Source organism: Streptomyces cinnamoneus (genome assembly GCF_014650495.1).
In the GTDB taxonomy this organism is placed as follows: Bacteria; Actinomycetota; Actinomycetes; order Streptomycetales; family Streptomycetaceae; genus Streptomyces; species Streptomyces cinnamoneus.
Genome location: NZ_BMVB01000028.1, coordinates 1 through 22,296 on the forward strand (window position 1 = coordinate 1; position 22,296 = coordinate 22,296).

At 70.9% G+C, this 22,296-nt stretch carries 15 protein-coding genes; 11 read left to right on the forward strand and 4 right to left on the reverse strand.

The window, feature by feature from the left end; translation table 11 throughout:
* Positions 1–202: 202 nt before the first annotated feature.
* Positions 203–1,234, reverse strand: a complete 1,032-nt coding sequence (locus tag IE182_RS27490; protein WP_229845160.1) for a glycerophosphoryl diester phosphodiesterase membrane domain-containing protein — start codon at positions 1,232–1,234, stop codon at positions 203–205.
* Between the two features lie 221 nt (positions 1,235–1,455).
* On the opposite strand from IE182_RS27490, the gene mtnA reads away from it, so the two are divergent.
* From mtnA to IE182_RS27525, 7 genes are all read left to right on the forward strand, one after another.
* A complete protein-coding gene (gene mtnA, locus IE182_RS27495) occupies positions 1,456–2,586 on the forward strand; it encodes an S-methyl-5-thioribose-1-phosphate isomerase (protein ID WP_190112660.1) in 1,131 nt (376 codons plus the stop codon).
* The gene (mtrA, locus tag IE182_RS27500) at positions 2,583–3,260 is read left to right on the forward strand and encodes a two-component system response regulator MtrA (RefSeq protein ID WP_190112661.1); all 678 of its coding nucleotides are present in this window, start codon (positions 2,583–2,585) and stop codon (positions 3,258–3,260) included. The genes mtnA and mtrA overlap by 4 nt, the downstream gene beginning before the upstream one ends.
* A gap of 1 nt (position 3,261) precedes the next feature.
* A complete protein-coding gene (gene mtrB / locus IE182_RS27505) occupies positions 3,262–5,313 on the forward strand; it encodes an MtrAB system histidine kinase MtrB (RefSeq protein ID WP_190112662.1) in 2,052 nt (683 codons plus the stop codon).
* Positions 5,297–7,132 carry an LpqB family beta-propeller domain-containing protein gene (locus tag IE182_RS27510; RefSeq protein WP_229845162.1) on the forward strand — a complete coding sequence of 612 codons (1,836 nt, stop codon included), beginning with the start codon at positions 5,297–5,299 and terminating at the stop codon, positions 7,130–7,132. The genes mtrB and IE182_RS27510 overlap by 17 nt, the downstream gene beginning before the upstream one ends.
* Positions 7,133–7,207: 75 nt before the next feature.
* Entirely contained in the window at positions 7,208–7,957 is a 750-nt protein-coding gene (locus tag IE182_RS27515) for a ComF family protein (protein ID WP_190112663.1), read from the forward strand.
* Between the two features lie 314 nt (positions 7,958–8,271).
* Positions 8,272–8,961 carry a ribosome hibernation-promoting factor, HPF/YfiA family gene (gene hpf / locus IE182_RS27520; RefSeq protein WP_190112664.1) on the forward strand — a complete coding sequence of 230 codons (690 nt, stop codon included), beginning with the start codon at positions 8,272–8,274 and terminating at the stop codon, positions 8,959–8,961.
* 224 nt (positions 8,962–9,185) lie between these two features.
* On the forward strand, positions 9,186–9,929 hold the full coding sequence (locus IE182_RS27525) for a response regulator (RefSeq protein ID WP_190112665.1): 744 nt from the start codon (positions 9,186–9,188) through the stop codon (positions 9,927–9,929).
* Positions 9,930–9,951: 22 nt separating this feature from the next.
* On the opposite strand, the gene IE182_RS27530 is transcribed toward IE182_RS27525, so the two are convergent.
* Both IE182_RS27530 and IE182_RS27535 read right to left on the reverse strand, forming a co-directional pair.
* Positions 9,952–11,151 carry a winged helix-turn-helix domain-containing protein gene (locus IE182_RS27530; RefSeq protein ID WP_190112666.1) on the reverse strand — a complete coding sequence of 400 codons (1,200 nt, stop codon included), beginning with the start codon at positions 11,149–11,151 and terminating at the stop codon, positions 9,952–9,954.
* Between the two features lie 44 nt (positions 11,152–11,195).
* Positions 11,196–11,789 carry a GNAT family N-acetyltransferase gene (locus IE182_RS27535; RefSeq protein WP_190112667.1) on the reverse strand — a complete coding sequence of 198 codons (594 nt, stop codon included), beginning with the start codon at positions 11,787–11,789 and terminating at the stop codon, positions 11,196–11,198.
* Positions 11,790–12,014: 225 nt separating this feature from the next.
* Here IE182_RS27535 and secA point away from each other — a divergent pair, with 225 nt between their 5' ends.
* A complete protein-coding gene (secA, locus tag IE182_RS27540; protein WP_190112668.1) occupies positions 12,015–14,837 on the forward strand; it encodes a preprotein translocase subunit SecA in 2,823 nt (940 codons plus the stop codon).
* 127 nt (positions 14,838–14,964) lie between these two features.
* On the opposite strand, the gene IE182_RS27545 is transcribed toward secA, so the two are convergent.
* The gene (locus tag IE182_RS27545) at positions 14,965–15,405 is read right to left on the reverse strand and encodes an Rv3235 family protein (RefSeq protein WP_190112669.1); all 441 of its coding nucleotides are present in this window, start codon (positions 15,403–15,405) and stop codon (positions 14,965–14,967) included.
* Between the two features lie 313 nt (positions 15,406–15,718).
* Here IE182_RS27545 and IE182_RS27550 point away from each other — a divergent pair, with 313 nt between their 5' ends.
* The 3 genes from IE182_RS27550 (at position 15,719) to IE182_RS27560 (ending at position 22,269) form a co-directional block, all read left to right on the forward strand.
* A complete protein-coding gene (locus tag IE182_RS27550) occupies positions 15,719–16,222 on the forward strand; it encodes a DUF6912 family protein (RefSeq protein WP_190112670.1) in 504 nt (167 codons plus the stop codon).
* 49 nt (positions 16,223–16,271) lie between these two features.
* Complete coding sequence (locus IE182_RS27555) at positions 16,272–16,934, forward strand: HAD family hydrolase (RefSeq protein ID WP_190112698.1); 663 nt, start codon at positions 16,272–16,274, stop codon at positions 16,932–16,934.
* A gap of 331 nt (positions 16,935–17,265) precedes the next feature.
* Entirely contained in the window at positions 17,266–22,269 is a 5,004-nt protein-coding gene (locus IE182_RS27560; protein ID WP_190112671.1) for an NAD-glutamate dehydrogenase, read from the forward strand.
* Positions 22,270–22,296 lie beyond the last annotated feature (27 nt).

A 22,296-nucleotide genomic window follows, 5' to 3' on the forward strand; every position in this document is an offset into this window, starting at 1 on the left:
GGGGGACCCTGTGGGAGAGTAGGACGCCGCCGAACAATTATTCAGGAAGCCCTGGTGGGACCCTTTCGGGTCCTGCCAGGGCTTTCTTGCATTTACCGGCCACTTCACCGGCCGCTTCGACGGACGTTTCACCGGCCCGCCGCCCCCCCGCCTCCAGGAACCTTTTACCGTCCCCGGAGGCGAGACTCGGATCATGGCCGTCCTACTGACCCTCGGCCGCCGCACGGGCGAGCTCGATGTCCAGAGACTCACGCCGGATGCGCTGATCCATGTAGAGCAGTGCGGTGACGCCCGCCGTAATCGGCAGCGTCAGCGTAGAAGTGATGGTCGCGTGGATACCGTTGATGATCAAAGTCGGCCAGCTCGTCGCATCGTCCGCAGTCGGCTCGCCCATCAAGATCAATTTAATGACCATGACCGGCATCTCGACAATGGCGCCCGCCACGAAAACCATCAATATGACGAGGACCTGTATTCCGAAGATCCGCCACCAGGCGCCCTGCACCAGTTTCGCGGAACGGCGCATCGCCGCCTTCACGCCCTGCTTCTCCAGGACGAGCGCCGGCGCGGCCAGGCAGTAGCGAATCCACAGACATGCCGCACCGGCCAGGCCCGCTGCACCGCCCACGAGGAAGGCCGCCACGCCGGCGGCCTCGACGCCCGCGCCGATGAGGAGGAGACCCGGCAGCAGGCCGACCGCGAAAGCCCCGGTGATGAGCAGCGGAATCGCCAGGAAGAGCCCCGTCATGCCGACCAGCTGAGCTCGGGTGCCGGCCCAGGCGTCGGCCACCGAGACCGGCTTGCCCAGGACCGCGCGGCTGACCACGACGGTGAGCATCGCCGCCGCGATGATCGAGCCGATGACGCTGACGGGGATGATGAGGGCCAGGGCCCCCATGCCTTCCTTCAGGGCATCGAGGAGTTCCCGTGGACTCACCGTGCCCTCTTTGCCGAGCTCGGCCAGCGCCGACTGGTCCCGGAGCCACAGTCCCGTCACCACCGTCTGTGCCGTCTGGGTCGCGACCGCCACTGCCAGGGAAATCCCCAGGGCCGTCTGCCAATGCCTGCGCAGGGTGGTGAAGGCGCCGTCCAGGATTTCCCCGACGCCCAGGGGCCGCAGCGGAATCACGCCCGGCTTCGGTGCCGGGGGAGTGGGTGGGGGCCAGGGGGTGTTGCCCCAGCCACCACCTCCGGCCTGGCCCCAGCCATTGCCTCCACTGCCCCAGTCGTTCATTTCTGCTGCTCCTTCTGACGCCCGTCCTCACCGTCCGTCGGTTGTGCGGGCTGCCCAGTGCCGGTCAGTCATCGTGTCACGGGCCTCAGGGGCACCCTGGCGGGCTCGTAGGCCCCCCGGCCCCCCGAGGGGCCATTCCTCCTCCCGTCCCGCCTCCACGTAAGAGGGAGGCGGTCAGAGGAGCCCTTCAATAGTTGGTGCATGCGCGGCAGACTGGACCAATGGCTGATCAGTACGCGGCGCCCGCGTCCTTCACCGGATCTTCCACTGTCCCCGCTCTGCGATGGGAGGACCTGCCCGAGGGGCCAGTGATCGTCCTTCTGGACCAGCGAAGGCTCCCCACGGACGAGGTCGAGCTGGTCTGCACCGATGTCCCCGCACTGATCGAAGCAATAGGTTCGCTGGCCGTACGTGGCGCTCCGTTGCTGGGAGTTGCCGGCGCGTACGGGCTCGCTCTCGCCGCCGTGCGCGGCTTCGACGTCGACGAGGCGGCCGAGATGCTCGTGCACGCCCGTCCGACCGCTGTGAACCTCTCGTACGGCGTGCGCAGGGCCCTGGAGGCGTACCGCCGGGCCCTCAGGGCGGGCGCAGGTGCCGACCGGGCTGCTGCGACGGCGCTGGAGGAAGCCCGGTCGCTGCATCGCGAGGACGCCGAAGCGAGCGACCGGATGGCGGCGCACGGGTTGGCGTTGCTGCAGGAGCTGCTGCCCGGCGGAGGGTTCCGTCTGCTGACCCACTGCAACACGGGCGCCCTGGTCTCCGGGGGCGAAGGCACGGCGTTCGCCGTGGCCGGGGCGGCGCACCGGCTCGGGGAACTGCGGAGGCTGTGGGTCGACGAGACGCGCCCGCTGCTGCAGGGCGCCCGGCTGACGGCGTACGAGGCCGCGCGGGCCGGGATGCCGTACACGCTGCTGACCGACAACGCGGCGGGCTCGCTGTTCTCGGCGGGCGAGGTGGACGCGGTGCTGATAGGCGCGGACCGGATAGCGGCCGACGGCTCGGTGGCCAACAAGGTGGGCAGCTACCCGCTGGCCGTACTGGCCCGCTATCACCACGTCCCTTTCATCGTGGTGGCGCCGACGACGACCGTGGACCTGGGGACCGCCGAGGGAGCGGCCATCGAGGTGGAACAGCGGCCGGGACACGAGGTCACCGAGCTGCCCGGCGCGGGGGCCGGAGTGCCCGTCGCACCGCTCGGAACGCAGGCGTACAACCCTGCGTTCGATGTCACACCGCCGGAGTTGGTGACCGCGATTGTCACGGAAAACGGGGTTGTTTCCCCCGTCACGGAGGCGGGTTTGGCGGAGCTGTGTGACAGGTCACGATCGGGTAATGGGATGATGTCGATATGAAGGGACGCGTCCTTGTCGTCGACGACGACACCGCACTGGCCGAGATGCTCGGAATTGTGCTGCGTGGTGAGGGTTTCGAGCCGTCGTTTGTAGCGGACGGCGACAAGGCACTAGTGGCTTTTCGAGAGGCCAAACCTGATCTTGTATTGCTGGATCTGATGCTGCCCGGCCGCGACGGCATTGAGGTGTGCAGACTCATCCGCGCCGAGTCCGGCGTGCCGATCGTCATGCTGACGGCGAAGAGCGACACCGTGGACGTGGTGGTCGGCCTGGAGTCCGGTGCGGACGATTACATCGTCAAGCCGTTCAAGCCGAAGGAGCTCGTGGCCCGCATCCGGGCGCGCCTGCGCAGGTCCGAGGAGCCGGCTCCGGAGCAGCTGACGATCGGCGATCTGGTCATCGACGTCGCCGGGCACTCGGTGAAGCGCGACGGGCAGTCGATCGCGCTGACGCCGCTCGAATTCGACCTCCTGGTGGCGCTCGCCCGCAAGCCGTGGCAGGTGTTCACCCGTGAGGTGCTGCTGGAGCAGGTGTGGGGCTACCGCCACGCCGCCGACACGCGTCTGGTGAACGTGCACGTCCAGCGGCTGCGCTCGAAGGTCGAGAAGGATCCCGAGCGGCCGGAGATCGTGGTGACCGTCCGTGGCGTGGGCTACAAGGCCGGGCCGAGCTGACATGACCGGCAACGGTGCCGCTCCGGAGCGGGGCGCGGGGCGGCCCGTCGAGACGGCGGCGGGCGGCATATCGTTCTTCCGGCGGCTGTGGCGTGCCGGGCGGATGCTGTCCGACGGTGCGGGAGCGGGCCCGGTGCATCCGCTGCTGCGGCTGTACGTGCGCTGGGTGCGGCGGCCGCTGCTGCCGGCCATGCGGCTGTGGCGGCGCAACATCCAGCTGCGGGTCGTGGCGACCACGCTGGTGATGTCGCTCGGTGTCGTCCTGCTGCTGGGCGTGGTCGTCATCGGGCAGGTGCGCAACGGCCTGCTGGATGCGAAGCGGCACGCTTCGCAGAGCCAGGCCGAGGGTGGTTTCAAGGCGGCGCGGGACGCCGCCGACCCCGGGGCCGAGGGGCGCGGGCAGGACAGTTCGCAGTCCGGCGGGCGGGGCAATCCCGACTCGGGTGCGTGGCTGACCGCGCTGGTGCAGCAGCTCGCCAGCGGCGGGCAGGGCGTCTACCACGTGGTGGCGCTCAGCGCCGGCGGTCCCCGGGCCTCCGGGGACATCGATCCCGAGCACAGCGTGCCCGCGGACCTGCGCCTGCAGCTGGACCGTCGTCCGGGCACGTTCGAGAAGCCGGGCACGATCAAGCGCAGTGCCTCCGACGAGGGGCAGCCGGCGCTGATCGTCGGCAAGCAGCTGTACGACGTCAACGGCAAGGCGTACCAGCTCTACTACCTCTTCCCGTTCACGCAGGAGGAGAAGTCGCTCAGCCTGGTCAAGGGCACGCTGACGACGGCCGGGGTCTTCGTGGTCGTGTTGCTGGGCGCCATCGCGTGGCTGGTGGTGCGGCAGATCGTCACGCCCGTGCGGATGGCTGCGTCGATCTCCGAGCGGCTGGCCGCGGGCGTCCTGCAGGAGCGGATGAAGGTCACCGGCGAGGACGACATCGCACGTCTGGGTGAAGCCTTCAACAAGATGGCGCAGACCCTCCAGGTGAAGATCCAGCAGCTGGAGGAGCTGTCGCGGATGCAGCGGCGGTTCGTCTCGGACGTCTCGCACGAGCTGCGGACGCCGCTGACGACCGTGCGGATGGCGGCCGACGTCATCCATGAGGCACGTGACGGCTTCGACCCGGTCACCGCGCGCTCGGCGGAGCTGCTGTTCGGGCAGCTGGACCGCTTCGAGTCGCTGCTGGCGGACCTTCTGGAGATCAGCCGCTTCGATGCGCACGCCGCGGCGCTGGAGGCCGAGCCGATAGACCTGCGCGACGTGGTGAACCGGGTGGTGGACGGTGCGCTGCCGCTGGCCGACCGCAAGGGCAGCCGCCTGCTGGTGCGCGGCACCGAGCAGCCGGTGATCGCCGAGGCGGACGCCCGGCGGGTGGAGCGTGTCCTGCGCAACCTGGTGGTCAACGCCGTGGAGCACGGCGAGGGCCGGGACGTGGTCGTGCGGCTGGCGGCTGCCGGCGGTGCGGTCGCGGTCGCGGTGCGCGACTACGGCGTGGGCCTCAAGCCCGGCGAGGCGACCCGGGTGTTCAACCGCTTCTGGCGTGCCGACCCCGCCCGGGCGCGCACCACCGGTGGTACGGGCCTGGGCCTGTCGATCGCGGTGGAGGACGCGCGCCTGCACGGCGGCTGGCTGCAGGCATGGGGCGAGCCGGGCGGTGGTTCGCAGTTCCGGCTGACGCTGCCGCGCACGGTGGGCGACTCGCTGCGCGGCTCGCCGATCCCGCTGGAGCCGGAGGACTCGCGGCGCCACCGCGGGCTGAACGAGGCCGGGATGCCGCCGGTGCTGCCGGGCCGGGCGTCGCCCGTGCCCCTGCAGAGCAGAAACGTACGTCCTACGGCCGACCCCACGGCCCTGCCGGGGAGCGGCGCGCGCGTGGTGACGCGCCCGGGCGAGCCGCTCGGCGGCGAGAAGGCGGGCGAGAGGGGCGAGAACGGGCAGGACACGCGCGGCAAGGACGAGCCCGGTGCACGTGGCGAGGAAGAGTCCGGTCCGCGCGGCGGGAAGGGGCCGGGCACGCCTGGCGGGAACGGGACCGGAGGCGATCGTGACGGTCAGGACTGAGCGCGGCCGTGGGATGCGCCCGGCGGCGGGCCTCCTGGCGCTCGCGCTGAGCGGGGGCCTGCTGGCCGGCTGTGCGTCGATGCCGGACAGCGGTTCGGTCAACTCCGTGGACTCCTCGCAGCGCGCCGACGCGGACGCCCAGGTGCGGGTGTACGGGGTGCCGCCGCGCAAGAACGAGCAGCCGCTGGAGCTCGTGGCCGGCTTCCTGGAGGCGACGACCAGCGACGATCCGGGCTACGACACGGCCCGGATGTACCTGGCGAAGAACGTGAAGCGGCAGTGGGACCCCTCGGCGGAGACCACGGTGCTGTCCCAGACGCCGCAGGTGCGGGTGGAGAGCAGCGGCGGTGACCGGGAGCAGGGGTTCACCGTCACGCTCACCGGCAAGCAGATCGCGAAGGTGGACGCCAAGCACGCGTACAAGCCGGAGGAGCGCGACTACCGGGCGCGGCTGCACATGGCGCGGGAGGACGGCGAGTGGCGCATCGACGCGCTGGAGCCCGGCCTCGTGCTGGGCGCCTCGGAGTTCCAGCGCATCTACCGCTCGGTCAATAAGTACTACTTTGCTGAGCTGGGGGCGGGTGGCAACGCCGGCAGGGCGCGGGAGGTGCTCGTCGCCGACCCCGTCTACCTGCGCAAGCGGATAGACCCGGTGACCTCGACGGTGAAGGCCCTTCTGGACGGGCCCACGTCGTGGCTCGACCCGGTGGCGGGGACGGCGTTCCCGACCGGTACGCGGCTGGAGGACCACCGGCTCTCGCTCGACGACTCCAACGCCCTGAAGGTACGGCTCAACGACCGGGCGGCGGGCACCAATCAGGAACAGTGCCTGCGCATGGCCGCGCAGCTGCTGTACACGGTGCAGGAGTCGGCCAAGATCACGGATGTGACGCTGCAGCGCAAGGACGGCTCCCGGCTGTGCGCGCTGGGCAAGGAGCAGGCGAAGCGGTACGCCCCCGACCAGTCGCCGGGGCGGCCGGACCGGCAGTACTTCGTCGACGCGCAGCACCGGTTGGTGAGCCTGGCCGACAGTGACGACTCGCCGCGCCGGGTGCCCGGGCCGTTCGGCGCGGACGGTCCGCTGCAGCTGCGGTCGGTGGCGGTGGACCGCGGCGAGTACCGGGCGGCGGCCGTGTCCGCCAACGGTCAGTCGCTGTACGTCGCCCCGCTGCAGGGCGGGGCCGCGCTGGGCGAGGCCCGGCTGAACGTGCGCGGCGGGACGTCCGCGAAGACGGGGCTGACCGCTCCGAGCTGGGACGGTCTGGGCGACCTGTGGGTGGCCGACCAGGACCAGGAACGGCCGCGGCTGCTGCGGCTGCCGGGCGGTACGGGCACGCCGGAGGAGGTTCGAGTGCCCGGTCTGGACGGCGGGCGGATCACGGGGCTGCGGGTGTCGGCGGACGGCGTGCGCATCGCGCTGCTGGTGACGAAGGGCGACCGGACGGTCCTCAAGCTCGGCCGGGTCGAGCGGCAGGGGAGCGCGGAGCGGCTGAGCCTGTCCGTGCAGGAGCTGCGGCCCGTGGCGCCCCGGCTGGAGGACGTCACGGCGGTCTCCTGGGCGGGTGCGAGCCGGCTGCTGGCGGCGGGCAGTGAGCAGGGTGGCCTGCAGCAGGTGCAGTACATCGAGACGGACGGTTCGCAGAGCAACGGTTCCGGACTGCCGGGGATCACCGGGGTGCGGGGCGTTGCGGCTTCGGAGAGCCCGGGCAGGGCGCCGGCGCTCGTCGCCGAGGGCGAGGGCGGGATCGTACGGCTCCTGCCGGACACCAACTGGAAGCTGGTGGGCAAGGAGGGCTCGGCCCCCGTCTACCCCGGCTAGCCGCAGGTCACAGGCGTATCCGGGGAGTTATCCACAGGGGTGGCGGCACCGGGCCGACGGCGGGACAGTGGGTCTATGCGCGGATGGTGGCAGGAGATCGCCGGCCTGGTGCTCCCGGCCGATTGCGCGGGGTGCGGCCTGCCGGGGGCCATGCTGTGCGCGCAGTGCCGGGTGGTGCTGTGCGGGCGGGCGCCACGGCGGGTGTGGCCGGACCCGGTGCCGGACGGCCTGCCACCCGTGCACGCTGCGGCGCCGTACGGGGACGCGGTGCGTTCGGTGCTGCTCGCCCACAAGGAGCGCGGTGCTCTGGCGCTGGCCGAGCCGCTGGGCGCCGCGCTGGCGGGCGCGGTGCGCGGGGCCGGTGGGTCTGGTTCGGCACGGGGCGCGCGGGCCCGGAGGGGCCCATTCCTGCTCGTGCCGGTACCCTCCGCGCGGCGGGCGGTGGCCGGGAGGGGGCATGACGCAGGGCGGCGGATCGCCCTGGCGGCGGCCCGGGCGCTGCGCGGGGCCGGGGTGCCCGCGCAGGTGGCGGCGGTGCTGCGGCTGCGGCGGGTGGTCGCCGACCAGGCGGGGCTGGATGCCCGGCGGCGCAGGGCGAATGTGTCGGGCGCGATGGGGGTAGCCGGGGGAGCGGACCGGCTGTGGAGGGAAGGAGGGCCGGTCGTGCTCGTCGACGACCTGATGACCACCGGGGCCTCGCTGACCGAGGCGGCGCGTGCGGTCTCGGCTGCGGGCGGGCCGATCCTGGGCGCGGCCGTGGTCGCCGCCGCTCCGAGAGCTTTCGGATCCGAACCGGAACTGACGGGGAACGTCCATCGTTGCTGAGGAAAACGGCAGGAGAACACCTGAATGGAGGTACGAAGCGGTAGGGGGTACCGACGGGCTTCCGAGCGAGATATGTTCGGTTGTGAGGAATGGCAGGAGCTATGCCTCATATCTCCGATTGGCGCGCTTCGTATGCCTTCGATGAAGCTTGTAACAAGCTCGAAGAGCCCGGAAGCGATGGGGTGTAGTTCTTGTCGACGGGGGAGGAGGAGGTGAAAACCGCCTAGTCGGTGGCTCCGGGAATCTCCGGGGCCTGATGCAAGAGGGATGCGCTCCGCAACCTTCGGCGGAGCGATCCGGGAACGGAGTTCTGCGTGGACATCGTCGTCAAGGGCCGCAAGACAGAGGTCCCCGAGCGGTTTCGCAAGCACGTGGCCGAGAAGCTGAAGCTGGACAAGATCCAGAAGCTCGACGGCAAGGTGATCAGCCTCGACGTGGAGGTGTCCAAGGAGCCCAACCCCAGGCAGTCCGACCGCTCCGACCGCGTGGAGATCACCGTGCGTTCCCGTGGACCGGTGATCCGGGCGGAGGCCGCAGCGACGGATCCCTATGTCGCGCTCGATCTGGCAACGAGCAAGCTCGAGGCGCGCATGCGCAAGCAGCACGACAAGCGTCTCGCCCGCCGGGGCAACGGACGCATCCCGGCGAGCGGCGTCGGGGCGCTGGTGAACGGCGCCGCGGAACTCAACGACAGGGGTGAACTCACCGCCGACCAGGGGCCGGGCGAGGTGCCCGTCACCCACATGGGACCGCTGGAGATCCGGGGCGAAGGCCCCCTGGTGGTCCGCGAGAAGACGCACTCCGCGGCCCCCATGGCGCTCGACCAGGCGCTGTACGAGATGGAGTTGGTGGGCCACGACTTCTATCTGTTCGTCGACTCCGAAACCAAGATGCCCAGTGTCGTCTACCGGCGGCACGCCTACGACTACGGCGTCATCCGCCTCAACAGCGACCCCTTCTACACCGGGGAGCCCGGTGGTGCGGGCGGTGAGCTCGGAGGCTGACCCACGAGGCCCCGGCCGCGGCATGCGGCCGGGGCGCGTGTGAGCCCCGCACCCGTCACGGTGCCCCGGAGCGCTGACGACGCTCCCGGGGCACTGTCCATGCGGCCATGGAAATGCGCCCCGGCATGAAATCATGGTCGAGTCCAACCGCCGGTCCGCCGGAACCGGTTGGCGGGCGCTGACAGTGCAACCGCGAGGGGCCACGGCCTTCAGGGGGAGGAACGATGGCGGACAGGTTCGGGCCCGTGACCGGGCCCGGCGAGGACGACGACGAGGGTGCCTGCACGGACCGGGGTACCACCCGCGAGGAGCCGATCCGGGTCCTGGTCGTGGACGACCACGCCCTCTTCCGCCGGGGGCTGGAGATCGTCCTCAAGCAGGAGGAGGACATCCAGGTCGTGGGCGAGGCCGGGGACGGCGCGGAGGCGGTGGACAAGGCGGCCGACCTGCTGCCCGACATCGTGCTGATGGACGTCCGCATGCCCAAGCGCGGCGGCATCGAAGCCTGCACCTCCATCAAGGAGGTGGCCCCCAGCGCCAAGATCATCATGCTGACGATCAGCGACGAGGAAGCCGACCTCTACGACGCCATCAAGGCCGGGGCGACGGGCTACCTCCTCAAGGAGATCTCCACCGACGAGGTGGCCACCGCCATCCGGGCGGTCGCCGACGGCCAGTCCCAAATCAGCCCCTCGATGGCGTCGAAGCTGCTCACCGAGTTCAAGTCGATGATCCAGCGCACCGACGAGCGCCGCCTGGTGCCCGCGCCCCGGCTCACCGACCGCGAGCTGGAGGTCCTCAAGCTCGTCGCCACCGGTATGAACAACCGTGACATCGCCAAGGAGTTGTTCATCAGCGAGAACACGGTCAAGAACCACGTCCGCAACATCCTGGAGAAGCTGCAGCTGCACTCCAGGATGGAGGCGGTCGTCTATGCGATGCGGGAGAAGATCCTCGAAATCCGGTGAGCGGAGTGGGCCCGGGGTCCGGTCAGCCGAGGGCAGCCACCAGCGCCCGGCCCAGCTGCGCATCGTCGCAGCGCTCGACGCGCACGGCGTCGCAGCCCACCCACCCGGCCGCCTCCCACAGGGCGCGGGCCATGGGCTCCACGGCCGACGGGCCCGCCATCGACACCTGCCGGGCCACCAGCGTGCTCCCCTCGCGCGCCGGGTCCACCCGGCCCGCCAGACGGCCGCCCGTCAGCAGCGGCATGGCGAAGTAGCCGTGCACCCGCTGCGCCTTGGGCACATACGCCTCCAGCCGGTGCGTGAAGCCGAACAGCCGCTCGGTGCGGGGCCGGTCCCAGACCAGTGAGTCGAACGGGGAGAGCAGCGTCGTGCGGTGCCGCCCCCGCGGGGTCTCGGCCAGCGCCGCCGGATCCGCCCACGCGGGCTTGGCCCAGCCCTCCACCTCCACCGGCACCAGGCCCGTGTCGGCTATGACCGCGTCCACCTGTGCGCCCTTGAGCCGGTGGTAGTCCGCGAGGTCGGCGCGCGTCGCGACCCCCATCGCCGCTCCGGCCTGCGCGACCAGGCGCCGGGTGCACTCCGCGTCGTCGATGTCGTCGTGCAGCAGGGCGTCGGGCACCGCCCGCTCGGCCAGGTCGTACACCCGCTTCCAGCCGCGCCGTCGGCTGCAGACCACCTCGCCGGTGTCCAGCAGCCACTCCACCGCGATCTTGGTCTCGGACCAGTCGTACCACTCCCCGCCGTTCTTGGCGCCGCCCAGCTCCGTGGCCGTCAGGGGGCCCTCGGCCCGCAGCCGGTCCCGGACGGCCGCGCACGAGCGCTCGGAGTCCTGCATCACGTGCCAGCGGTGGCCGCGCGCCTTCATGGCCCGGCGCCGGAAGGCGAAGTGCGGCCACTCCTCGACCGGCAGGATGCACGCCGCGTGCGACCAGTACTCGAAGGCGTGGTCGCCGCTCCAGTACGCCGACTCGACCGAGGTACGCCCGACGGCACCCAGGCGTGCGTACGGCACCAGCTCGTGCGAGCGGGCCAGCACCGAGATCGTGTCCAGCTGGACCGCGCCCAGCCGGCGCAGCACCCCGCGGGCGCCCGCCCGCCGGTCGGGGGCGCCGAGCAGGCCCTGGGCGCGCAGCGCCAGACGGCGGGCCTCGTCGGCGGAGAGCCGGGCTCCGGGGCGGGGACCCCCGGCCGTACGGGCCTTGGTGGTGACGGCAGTTGTCATGCCGATCACCCTAGAGGCGGCCACTGACAACGGCCCCGATGCGCTCAGCCGCGCTCGGGAAACGGCAGGTAGAGGGCCTGCGTCGGCATTCCCAGGTCCGAGGGGAGCAGGGAGCCGGTCCAGGCGTCGCGGCGCGTGCCGTTGTAGGGGATCTTCGAGCGCAGGGTGCCCTCCATCCGGAAGCCCGCCTTCAGCGCGACGCCGCGCGAGGCTTCGTTGCCGGCCTCGGCGTACCACTCCAGCCGCTCGACGCCCAGGTCCTCGAAGGCCCAGCGGATGACCTCGCGGGCCGCCTCCACGGTGTAGCCGCGGCCGCGGGCCTCCTTGGCCGTCCAGTAGCCGAGCTCGGCCTGCCGCTCGGGGGTGTGCAGGTAGGCGAGCCGCACCAGGCACATCGAGCCGGCGAGGCGGCCGTCGTCGCGGGTGAAGACGCCCCACGTGTACGCCGAGTCCTCGTCCCAGTCGCGCGGGCACCTCTCCTCGACGAACACGCGCGCGTCCTCGGTCGTATAAGGGGAGGGCACGCTGGTGTAGCGCGGGATGTCCGGGTCCTGGCAGGCGGTGTGCACGGCCGGGACGTCGGCGGTGGTGAAGGGGCGCAGCTCCAGGCGTTCGGTGGTCAGGTGTACGGGTTCCATGGGCGGAGTCTAGGTTTCGCTCCCGGCGGATGTGTCCGAATTTGGGCGCCCGGCACTTTCCGGGCGTCCCATTCGTTCTCGTTGCGGGTGACACCCGGCCTCGGTGATGACGGACCTCCCGGCGCGGTGGGGTCCTCGCTTACGATGGCCGTTGCGGCGGGGACTGTCCCGTCGTGCCCGCGCACCCGCCCGTGCCCAGGCCCGACCGGCAAGGAGCCAGCCTACGTGTCCGTCTTCGGCAAGATCATGCGTGCAGGAGAAGGCAAGATCCTGCGCAAGCTGCACCGCATCGCGGACCAGGTCAATTCCATCGAAGAGGACTTCCTCCACCTCTCCGACGCCGAGCTGCGTGCCCTGACCGACGAGTACAAGCAGCGGTACGCCGACGGCGAGAGCCTCGACGACCTGCTGCCCGAGGCGTTCGCGACCGTCCGCGAGGCGGCCAAGCGCGTGCTCGGCCAGCGCCACTACGACGTCCAGCTCATGGGTGGCGCCGCCCTGCACCTCGGGTACGTCGCGGAGATGAAGACGGGCGAGGGCAAGACCCTGGTCGGTACCCTCCCGGCATACCTGAACGCCCTGTCCGGCGAGGGCGTGCACCTGATCACGGTCAACGACTACCTGGCGGAGCGCGACTCCGAAATGATGGGCCGGGTGCACAAGTTCCTCGGCCTGTCGGTCGGCTGCATCCTCGCCAACATGACGCCCGCACAGCGTCGCGAGCAGTACAACTGCGACATCACGTACGGAACGAACAACGAGTTCGGCTTCGACTACCTGCGCGACAACATGGCCTGGTCCCAGGAGGAGCTGGTCCAGCGCGGCCACAACTTCGCCGTGGTCGACGAGGTCGACTCCATCCTCGTCGACGAGGCCCGTACGCCGCTGATCATCTCCGGTCCGGCCGACCAGGCCACCAAGTGGTACGGCGACTTCGCCAAGCTGGTCACGCGCCTGACCAAGGGCGAGCCCGCCAACCCGCAGAAGGGCGTCGAGGAGACCGGCGACTACGACGTCGACGAGAAGAAGCGCACGGTCGCCATCCACGAGGCCGGTGTGGGCAAGGTCGAGGACTGGCTGGGCATCGACAACCTCTACGAGTCGGTCAACACCCCCCTCGTCGGCTATCTGAACAACGCCATCAAGGCGAAGGAACTGTTCAAGAAGGACAAGGACTACGTCGTCATGGACGGCGAAGTCATGATCGTCGACGAGCACACCGGCCGTATCCTCGCCGGCCGCCGCTACAACGAAGGCATGCACCAGGCGATCGAGGCGAAGGAAGGGGTGGACATCAAGGACGAGAACCAGACGCTCGCCACGATCACCCTGCAGAACTTCTTCCGCCTCTACAACAAGCTGTCCGGTATGACCGGTACGGCCATGACCGAGGCCGCCGAGTTCCACCAGATCTACAAGCTCGGCGTGGTGCCGATCCCGACGAACCGGCCGATGCAGCGCCAGGACCAGTCGGACCTGATCTACCGCACCGAGGTCGCGAAGTTCGCCGCCGTGGTCGAGGACATCGCCGAGAAGCACGAGAAGGGCCAGCCGATCCTGGTCGGCACGACCTCGGTCGAGAAGTCCGAGTACCTCTCGCAGCAGCTGTCCAAGCGCGGCATCCAGCACGAGGTCCTCAACGCCAAGCACCACGAGCGCGAGGCGCAGATCGTCGCCCAGGCCGGTCGCAAGGGCGCCGTCACGGTCGCCACCAACATGGCCGGCCGCGGTACGGACATCAAGCTCGGCGGCAACCCCGACGACCTCGCCGAGGCGGAGCTGCGCCAGCGCGGCCTGGACCCGGTGGAGCACGTCGAGGAGTGGGCCGCCGCCCTGCCCTCCGCCCTGGAGAAGGCCGAGGCCGCGGTCAAGGCGGAGTTCGAGGAGGTCAAGTCGCTCGGCGGCCTGTACGTCCTGGGCACCGAGCGCCACGAGTCGCGCCGCATCGACAACCAGCTGCGCGGCCGTTCCGGCCGCCAGGGCGACCCGGGCGAGTCCCGCTTCTACCTGTCGCTGGGCGACGACCTGATGCGCCTGTTCAAGGCCCAGATGGTCGAGCGCGTGATGGCCATGGCCAACGTCCCCGACGACGTGCCGATCGAGAACAAGATGGTCACCCGCGCCATCGCCTCGGCCCAGTCGCAGGTCGAGCAGCAGAACTTCGAGACGCGCAAGAACGTCCTGAAGTACGACGAGGTGCTCAACCGCCAGCGCGAGGTCATCTACGCCGAGCGCCGCCGCGTCCTGGAGGGCGAGGACCTGCAGGAGCAGATCCAGCACTTCATGGACGACACCATCGACGACTACATCCGCCAGGAGACCGTCGAGGGCTTCGCGGAGGAGTGGGACCTGGAGCGGCTGTGGGGCGCGTTCAAGCAGCTCTACCCGGTCAAGGTCACCATCGAGGAGCTGGAGGACGCGGCCGGCGACCGCGCCGGCATCACCGCCGAATTCATCGCCGAGTCCATCAAGGACGACATCCACGAGCAGTACGCGGCCCGCGAGGAGCAGCTGGGCTCCGACATCATGCGCGAGCTGGAGCGCCGCGTGGTGCTGTCCGTCCTGGACCGCAAGTGGCGTGAGCACCTCTACGAGATGGACTACCTCCAGGAGGGCATCGGCCTGCGCGCCATGGCCCAGAAGGACCCGCTGGTGGAGTACCAGCGCGAGGGCTTCGACATGTTCACGGCCATGATGGAGGGCATCAAGGAGGAGTCGGTCGGCTACCTCTTCAACCTTGAGGTCCAGGTCGACCAGCAGCTGGAGGAGGTGCCGGTCGAGGCCGGCGCCGAGCGCCCGTCCCTGGAGAAGGTCCAGGACACCGTGCCCGCCGCGCGGCCCGAGATCCGCGCCAAGGGCCTCGACGCCCCGCAGCGGCCGGACCGGCTGCACTTCTCCGCCCCCACGGTGGACGGCGAGGGCGGCGTGGTCGAGGGCGACTTCACCAATGAGGACACGGGCGAGTTCCGCTCCGAGGCCGACGGCCTGACCCGCGCCGAGCGCCGCAAGGCGCAGAAGAGCGCGGGCGGCCGCCGCCGCAAGAAGTAGGCCCTGGAGGCCGCCGGGCCCGGCGGCCTCCCCGGAGGGGGTGGGACACCAGACGTGTCCCGCCCCCTCCGTCGTACCCGCCTCCGTCCGTACCCGCTTCGGGCGTACCCGCCCCCGTCGTACCCGTTCAGGTGCGGGCCCCGCCCAGCTCGACGGCCGAACAGCGCCACCGCTGGTCGGGACAGTGCTCCAGGCGGAAGGCCAGCGCCTGGAGCCGGTCGCCGGCGGCGATCCGGGCGAACGCCTCGATGACCCCCGGCCGTGGCTGGAACTCGTCGCAATGGCGTACGAACGGGGCGACGCGCTGCGGCGGCAGCGGGCGCAGCGGCGCCCCGGGCGCCAGCGCCGCCAGCTGGTCGTAGGCGGGGCCGAGGGTGTGGCCGAGCATCCAGTGCACCGGACGCTGCCCGCTGAGGGTCAGCAGCAACCGCTCGGCGAACCAGTAGCGGGGGTGGCGCCGCTCCTGCTCGCGCCGACGGGCCGCGGGGTCGGCGCCCGGCCGGCGGCTGTCCGTACGCCGCGGTGGTGCGCCCGGCCTGCTGCCGACGGGTCCCCTGGTCCTGTACATGCGATCGCCCCCGCGATGCAGAGCCCGGTGTGCCGTACCGGGCGGTAGCTTCGGTCGGGGATCTTCTACCGGCGACTCTCGGCGGGCGGCAAGGAGCAGCAGGCGGCCACCGAGGGGGCGCTCGCGTTCACCTATCCGGGGGAGCGGGGCCGCTGCGCCGGGGAGCGGGGCCGCGCGGTGGGGGCACGGCCGGTGTGACGGACAGGTCCCGGGGGCGGGTGTCCCGGGACCTACCGGCACCTCGAAGGGGGACTCGCGCCCGTATGCTGGCACCACAATCCGTAAGTCCTCAGGAATCAGGAAAGCGGCGGTCATGCGCGTCTACGTCCCTCTGACCCTCCACGGTCTCGCCGAGGCGCACAAGGCGGGCGAGCTGGGCCCCGCCCCGCTGGACGCCTACGCCGTCACTCCCGCCCTGCGCGAGTGGTACGTCTCCGACGACATCGAGGAGCTGGAGTACGCGGCGCTGAGCCGGGCGGCCCTGGGCTCGCTGCGGCAGCTGGCCGGCGACCCGCAGGCACCGCGCCGGCGCGTGGTCGTGGCCGTCGACGTCCCGGACGCCGCGGTGAGCGCCGAGGCGGACCGCGGGCTGGACCAGTCGGCGTTCGGCGCCGTCCGCCTGGACGGGCCCGTACCGTTGAAGAAGGCGGCGGCCGTGCACGTGGACTCCGACGACGCCGAGGAGGACGTGGCCGCCGCGGCGGCCGCGCTGGGCGCGGCCGACACGGGCGACGACGACGCGCAGTTCACGGTGGACGGTGCGGAGGACCACGAGCTGATGTGGTTCGGCGTGCAGGAGATCCCGAACCTGCTCTGACCGGGTTGTCGTACCCGCCCGGTACGGTCGACGCATGGGGATGCACAGCATGGGCAAGCACACGGCGCACATCGTCTGGGACTGGAACGGCACGCTCTTCCACGACATCGACGCGGTGATGTCGGCGACCAACGCCGCCTTCGCGGAGATCGGTCTGGAGCCCATCACGCTGGCCCGGTACCGGGCGCTGTACTGCGTGCCGATCCCGCGCTTCTACGAGCGGCTGATGGGCCGCCTGCCCACGCAGGCCGAGTGGGACCACATGGACGTGGTCTTCCACCGGCACTACCGGGACCACCACATACGCTGCGGCCTCGCCGACGGCGCCGAGTCGCTGCTGGCCGGCTGGCAGGAGGCGGGCGGCACCCAGTCCCTGCTGTCCATGCACGGCCACGAGGAGCTGGTACCGCTGGTCCGGGGCTTCGGCATCGAGCGCCGGTTCATCCGGGTGGACGGGCGCACGGGCCCTTCGGGCGGCAGCAAGACCGCCCACATGGACCGTCACCTGTCCGGGCTCACGGGGGTCGTCGCCTCCCGTACGGTCGTCATCGGCGACGCCGTGGACGACGCGGTGGCCGCGGCCCACGTGGGCGCCCACGCCGTGCTGTACACCGGCGGCTCCCACAGCCGGGAGAGCCTGGTGGAGGCCGGTGTCCCGGTGGTGGACAGCCTGGCGGAGGCCGTCGCGGAGGCCGAGCGTCTCGTCGGCTGAGTCGTCGCTGTCCGAAGCGTCAAAGTTCGGCACTCGGATTTGTACAGAAGCAGCTCGTGACGATTTCGGGGTGAAGGGCGATAGCCTTACCAGGTGATCAGCGCGATATCCAGCAGGGGCGCCGATGCCTCTGTCCTGCGCCCGGGCCGCCACCACAGCGCCCGGGTCGCCGCTGGTCCCTGGAACCGGGTGCGGATGACGAATTTCGCCGCCTACGGCCCGGTCACCCCTCATCCCGGCATACCGTCGATGACGACCGGAGAACCCGCGTCGCGACGGGCAGCCATCACCACCTATGTCTCGCAACGGCGCGCGACAGGAGCCAGAGGACATGCAGACCAAGCTGGACGAAGCCAAGGCCGATTTGCTCGCGAGGGCGGCCCGCGTCGCTGAGAGCGGTCCGGTGGGGGGACCACGCCCCGGACCCAAGGGCGAGGGCGGGCTCGACCAGGAGACCCTGGCCGCCTACCTCCAGCGCTACTACCTGCACACCGCACCCGAGGACCTCGTCGGGCGCGACCCGGTCGACGTCTACGGCGCGGCGATCTCGCACTACCGGCTGGCCGAGAACCGGCCGCAGGGCACCGCGAACGTGCGCGTCCACACCCCGACCGTGGAGGAGAACGGCTGGACGTCCAGCCACTCCGTGGTCGAGGTCGTCACCGACGACATGCCCTTCCTGGTCGACTCCGTCACCAACGAGCTCTCCCGGCAGAACCGCGGCATCCACGTCGTCATCCACCCGCAGATGGTCGTCCGCCGCGACGTGACCGGCCGCCTGCTGGAGGTCCTCGGCTCCGCCTGTGACGCCCACGGCGCCGGCAAGGACGCCGAGCGGCCGCACGACGCGGTCGTCGAGTCCTGGATCCACGTCGAGATCGACCGCGAGACCGACCGCGACGACCTCAAGCAGATCGAGGCCGACCTGCTGCGCGTCCTCAACGACGTCCGCGAGACCGTCGAGGACTGGGGCAAGATGCGCGACGCCGCCCTGCGCATCGCCGACGGCCTCGCCGACGAGCCGACCGACGACATCCCCGGCACCGAGCTCGACGAGGCCCGCGAGCTGCTGCGCTGGCTGGCCGCCGACCACTTCACGTTCCTCGGCTACCGCGAGTACGACCTGACCAAGGTCGTCACCGACGGCGAGGAGGAGGACGTCCTCACGGCCGTCCCCGGCACCGGCCTGGGCATCCTGCGCTCCGACCCCACGCACACCGCCGACGGGCACCACGACGGCCACCACGCGCCGCTGTCGCGCCCCTCGTCGCCGTCCTTCAGCCGGCTTCCGGCGGACGCCCGCGCCAAGGCCCGCGAGCACAAGCTGCTCGTCCTGACCAAGGCCAACAGCCGCGCCACCGTGCACCGCCCCTCCTACCTCGACTACGTCGGGGTGAAGAAGTTCGACGCCGAGGGCAACGTCACCGGCGAGCGCCGCTTCCTGGGCCTGTTCTCCTCGGCCGCGTACACCGAGTCCGTCCGCCGCGTCCCGGTCATCCGCCGCAAGGTCGCCAAGGTCCTCGACGACGCCGGCTTCCGCCCCGACAGCCACGACGGCCGCGACCTGCTCCAGATCCTGGAGACCTACCCGCGCGACGAGCTGTTCCAGACCGACACCGACCAGCTGCGGGCCATCGCCACCAGCGTGCTCTACCTGCAGGAGCGCCGCCGGCTGCGGCTGTACCTGCGCCGCGACGAGTACGGGCGCTACTACTCCGCCCTGGTCTACCTGCCGCGCGACCGGTACACCACCGCCGTCCGGCTGCGGCTGATCGACATCCTCAAGGAGGAGCTCGGCGGCACCAGCGTCGACTTCACCGCCTGGAACACCGAGTCGGTCCTCTCCCGCCTGCACTTCGTCGTCCGGGTCGAGCCCGGCGCCACCCTGCCCGACCTCTCGGACGCCGACGTCGAGCGCATCGAGGCCCGTCTGGTGGAGGCCGCCCGCTCCTGGGCCGACGGCTTCGCGGAGACCCTGACCGCCGAGGTGGGCGAGGAGCGCGCCGCCGAGCTGCTGCGCCGCTACGGCCAGGCGTTCCCCGAGGGCTACAAGGCCGACCACACCCCGCGCGGCGCCGTCTCCGACCTGGGTCACCTGGAGAAGCTGACCGTCGCCGGCGGTGACCGCGACTTCGAGCTCAGCCTGTACGAGCCGGTCTGCGCGGCCCCCGGCGAGCGCCGCTTCAAGATCTACCGCACGGGCGAGCCGGTCTCGCTCTCCGCCGTCCTGCCGGTGCTCCACCGCCTGGGCGTCGAGGTCGTCGACGAGCGCCCGTACGAGCTGCGCTGCTCGGACCGGACCACCGCCTGGATCTACGACTTCGGGCTGCGCATGCCCGAGCGCATCGAGGGCGACGACGCGCGCACCCGCTTCCAGGAAGCCTTCGCGGCCGTGTGGACCGGCGCCGCGGAGAACGACAACTTCAACAACCTGGTGCTGCGGGCCGGCCTCGACTGGCGGCAGGCGATGGTGCTGCGCGCCTACGCCAAGTACTTGCGGCAGGCTGGTTCGCCGTTCAGCCAGGCGTACATGGAGGACACCCTCAGCAACAACGTCCACACCACCCGCCTCCTGGTCAACCTGTTCGAGGCCCGGATGTCGCCCGCGCTGCAGCGCGCCGGCAACGAGCTGATCGACGGGATGATGGAGGAGCTGGACGGCGCGCTGGACCAGGTCGCGAGCCTGGACGAGGACCGCATCCTGCGGGCCTTCCTCACCGTCATCAAGGCCACGCTGCGCACGAACCACTTCCAGCGCACCGCCGACGGGGCCCCGCACTCCTACCTGTCGATCAAGCTGGACCCGCAGGCGATCCCGGACCTTCCCGCGCCGCGCCCGGCGTTCGAGATCTGGGTCTACTCCCCTCGCGTCGAGGGCGTGCACCTGCGCTTCGGCAAGGTCGCCCGCGGTGGTCTGCGCTGGTCCGACCGGCGCGAGGACTTCCGCACCGAGATCCTGGGCCTGGTCAAGGCACAGATGGTGAAGAACACCGTCATCGTGCCGGTGGGCGCCAAGGGCGGCTTCGTCGGCAAGCGGCTGCCGGACCCGTCGGTGGACCGCGACGCATGGCTGGCCGAGGGCATCGCCTCGTACAAGACCTTCATCTCCGGTCTGCTCGACATCACCGACAACATGGTCGGCGGCGAGGTCGTGCCGCCCAAGGACGTCGTGCGTCACGACGAGGACGACACCTACCTCGTCGTCGCCGCCGACAAGGGCACCGCGACCTTCTCCGACATCGCCAACGAGGTCGCCGAGTCCTACGGCTTCTGGCTGGGCGACGCCTTCGCCTCCGGCGGCTCGGCGGGCTACGACCACAAGGGCATGGGCATCACCGCCCGTGGCGCCTGGGAGTCCGTCAAGCGCCACTTCCGGGAGCTGGGCCACAACACCCAGACCGAGGACTTCACGGTCGTCGGCGTCGGCGACATGTCCGGTGACGTCTTCGGCAACGGCATGCTGCTCTCCGAGCACATCCGCCTGGTGGCCGCCTTCGACCACCGTCACATCTTCCTCGACCCCACCCCGGACGCGGCCGTCTCCTACGCCGAGCGGCGCCGCCTGTTCGAGCTGCCGCGCTCGTCCTGGGCCGACTACGACACCTCGCTGCTCTCGGCGGGCGGTGGCATCCACCCCCGTACGGCGAAGTCGATCCCGGTCAACGCACACGTGCGCCAGGCCCTCGGTCTCGAAGCGGGCGTCACGAAGATGACCCCGGCCGAGCTGATGAAGGCCATCCTCAGCTCCCCGGTCGACCTGCTGTGGAACGGCGGCATCGGCACGTACGTCAAGGCGTCCACCGAGTCGCACGCCGACGTGGGCGACAAGGCCAACGACGCCATCCGCGTCGACGGCCAGGACCTGCGCGTCAAGGTCGTCGGCGAGGGCGGCAACCTGGGCCTGACCCAGCTCGGCCGCATCGAGTTCGCCCTTTCGGGCGGCCCGGAGTCCACCGGCGGCCGGGTGAACACCGACGCCATCGACAACAGCGCCGGTGTGGACACCTCCGACCACGAGGTGAACATCAAGATCCTGCTGAACGGCCTCGTCACCGAAGGCGACATGACCGTCAAGCAGCGCAACAAGCTCCTCGCGGAGATGACCGACGAGGTCGGCGAGCTGGTCCTGCGCAACAACTACGCGCAGAACGTCGCCCTGGCCAACGGTGTGGCCCAGGCCCCCAGCCTGCTCCACGCGCACCAGCGGATCATGCGCCGGCTCACCCGCGACGGCCACCTGGACCGCGCGCTGGAGTTCCTGCCCTCCGACCGGCAGATCCGCGAGCGGCTCAACGCCGGCCGCGGGCTGACCCAGCCCGAGCTGGCCGTCCTCCTCGCCTACATCAAGATCACCACGGCCGAGGAGCTGCTCACCACCGAGCTGCCCGACGACGCGTACCTGCAGCGACTGCTGTACGCCTACTTCCCGCAGCCGCTGCGCCAGTCGTTCGGCGAGCAGATCGACAACCACGCGCTGCGCCGCGAGATCGTCACGACCGTTCTGGTCAACGACACGGTCAACACCGGTGGCTCGACCTTCCTGCACCGTCTGCGGGAGGAGACCGGCGCGTCGCTGGAGGAGATCGTCCGGGCGCAGACCGCGGCCCGGGAGATCTTCAGCCTGAACGCCGTCTGGGACGCCGTCGAGGCGCTCGACAACGTCGTCGCCGCCGACGTCCAGACGCAGATCCGACTGCACTCGCGCCGTCTGGTCGAGCGCGGCACGCGATGGCTGCTCAACAACCGTCCGCAGCCGCTGCAGCTGGCCGAGACCATCGGGTTCTTCCGGGACGACGTGGACACGGTCTGGGCCGAGCTGCCCAAGCTGCTGCGCGGCGCCGACATGGACTGGTGGCAGTCGATCCACGACGAGCTCACCGCCGCCGGTGTCCCCGACGAGCTGGCGACGCGGGTCGCGGGCTTCTCGTCGGTCTTCCCGGCGCTGGACGTCGTGGCCACCGCCGACCGCACGGGCAAGGCGCCGCTGGACGTGGCCGAGGTCTACTACGACCTCGGGGACCGGCTGCACATCAGCCAGCTGATGGACCGGATCATCGAGCTGCCGCGTGCCGACCGCTGGCAGTCCATGGCCCGCGCCTCCATCCGCGAGGACCTCTACGCGGCCCACGCGGCGCTCACCGCCGAGGTCCTGTCCGTCGGCAACGGCGCCTCGACGCCGGAGCAGCGGTTCGGGGAGTGGGAGGAGAAGAACGCCGCGATCCTCACCCGCGCGCGCACGACGCTGGACGAGATCCGCGGTTCGGACGCGTTCGACCTGGCCAACCTGTCGGTGGCCATGAGGACGATGCGCACCCTGCTGCGTTCGCACAGCTGACGCGTCGGCTCCGCATCCGAGTAAAAG

Bases quoted from the DNA above. Each gene is read 5' to 3' on its own strand.
- IE182_RS27515 (WP_190112663.1), top strand. From the start codon at position 7,208: ATGCGCGGATGGTGGCAGGAGATCGCCGGCCTGGTGCTCCCGGCCGAT.
- IE182_RS27555 (WP_190112698.1), top strand. From the start codon at position 16,272: ATGGGCAAGCACACGGCGCACATCGTCTGGGACTGGAACGGCACGCTC.
- mtnA (WP_190112660.1), top strand. From the start codon at position 1,456: ATGGCTGATCAGTACGCGGCGCCCGCGTCCTTCACCGGATCTTCCACT.
- IE182_RS27490 (WP_229845160.1), bottom strand. From the start codon at position 1,234: ATGAACGACTGGGGCAGTGGAGGCAATGGCTGGGGCCAGGCCGGAGGT.
- IE182_RS27525 (WP_190112665.1), top strand. From the start codon at position 9,186: ATGGCGGACAGGTTCGGGCCCGTGACCGGGCCCGGCGAGGACGACGAC.
- mtrB (WP_190112662.1), top strand. From the start codon at position 3,262: ATGACCGGCAACGGTGCCGCTCCGGAGCGGGGCGCGGGGCGGCCCGTC.
- IE182_RS27535 (WP_190112667.1), bottom strand. From the start codon at position 11,789: ATGGAACCCGTACACCTGACCACCGAACGCCTGGAGCTGCGCCCCTTC.
- mtrA (WP_190112661.1), top strand. From the start codon at position 2,583: ATGAAGGGACGCGTCCTTGTCGTCGACGACGACACCGCACTGGCCGAG.
- IE182_RS27530 (WP_190112666.1), bottom strand. From the start codon at position 11,151: ATGACAACTGCCGTCACCACCAAGGCCCGTACGGCCGGGGGTCCCCGC.
- IE182_RS27560 (WP_190112671.1), top strand. From the start codon at position 17,266: ATGCAGACCAAGCTGGACGAAGCCAAGGCCGATTTGCTCGCGAGGGCG.
- IE182_RS27550 (WP_190112670.1), top strand. From the start codon at position 15,719: ATGCGCGTCTACGTCCCTCTGACCCTCCACGGTCTCGCCGAGGCGCAC.
- IE182_RS27545 (WP_190112669.1), bottom strand. From the start codon at position 15,405: ATGTACAGGACCAGGGGACCCGTCGGCAGCAGGCCGGGCGCACCACCG.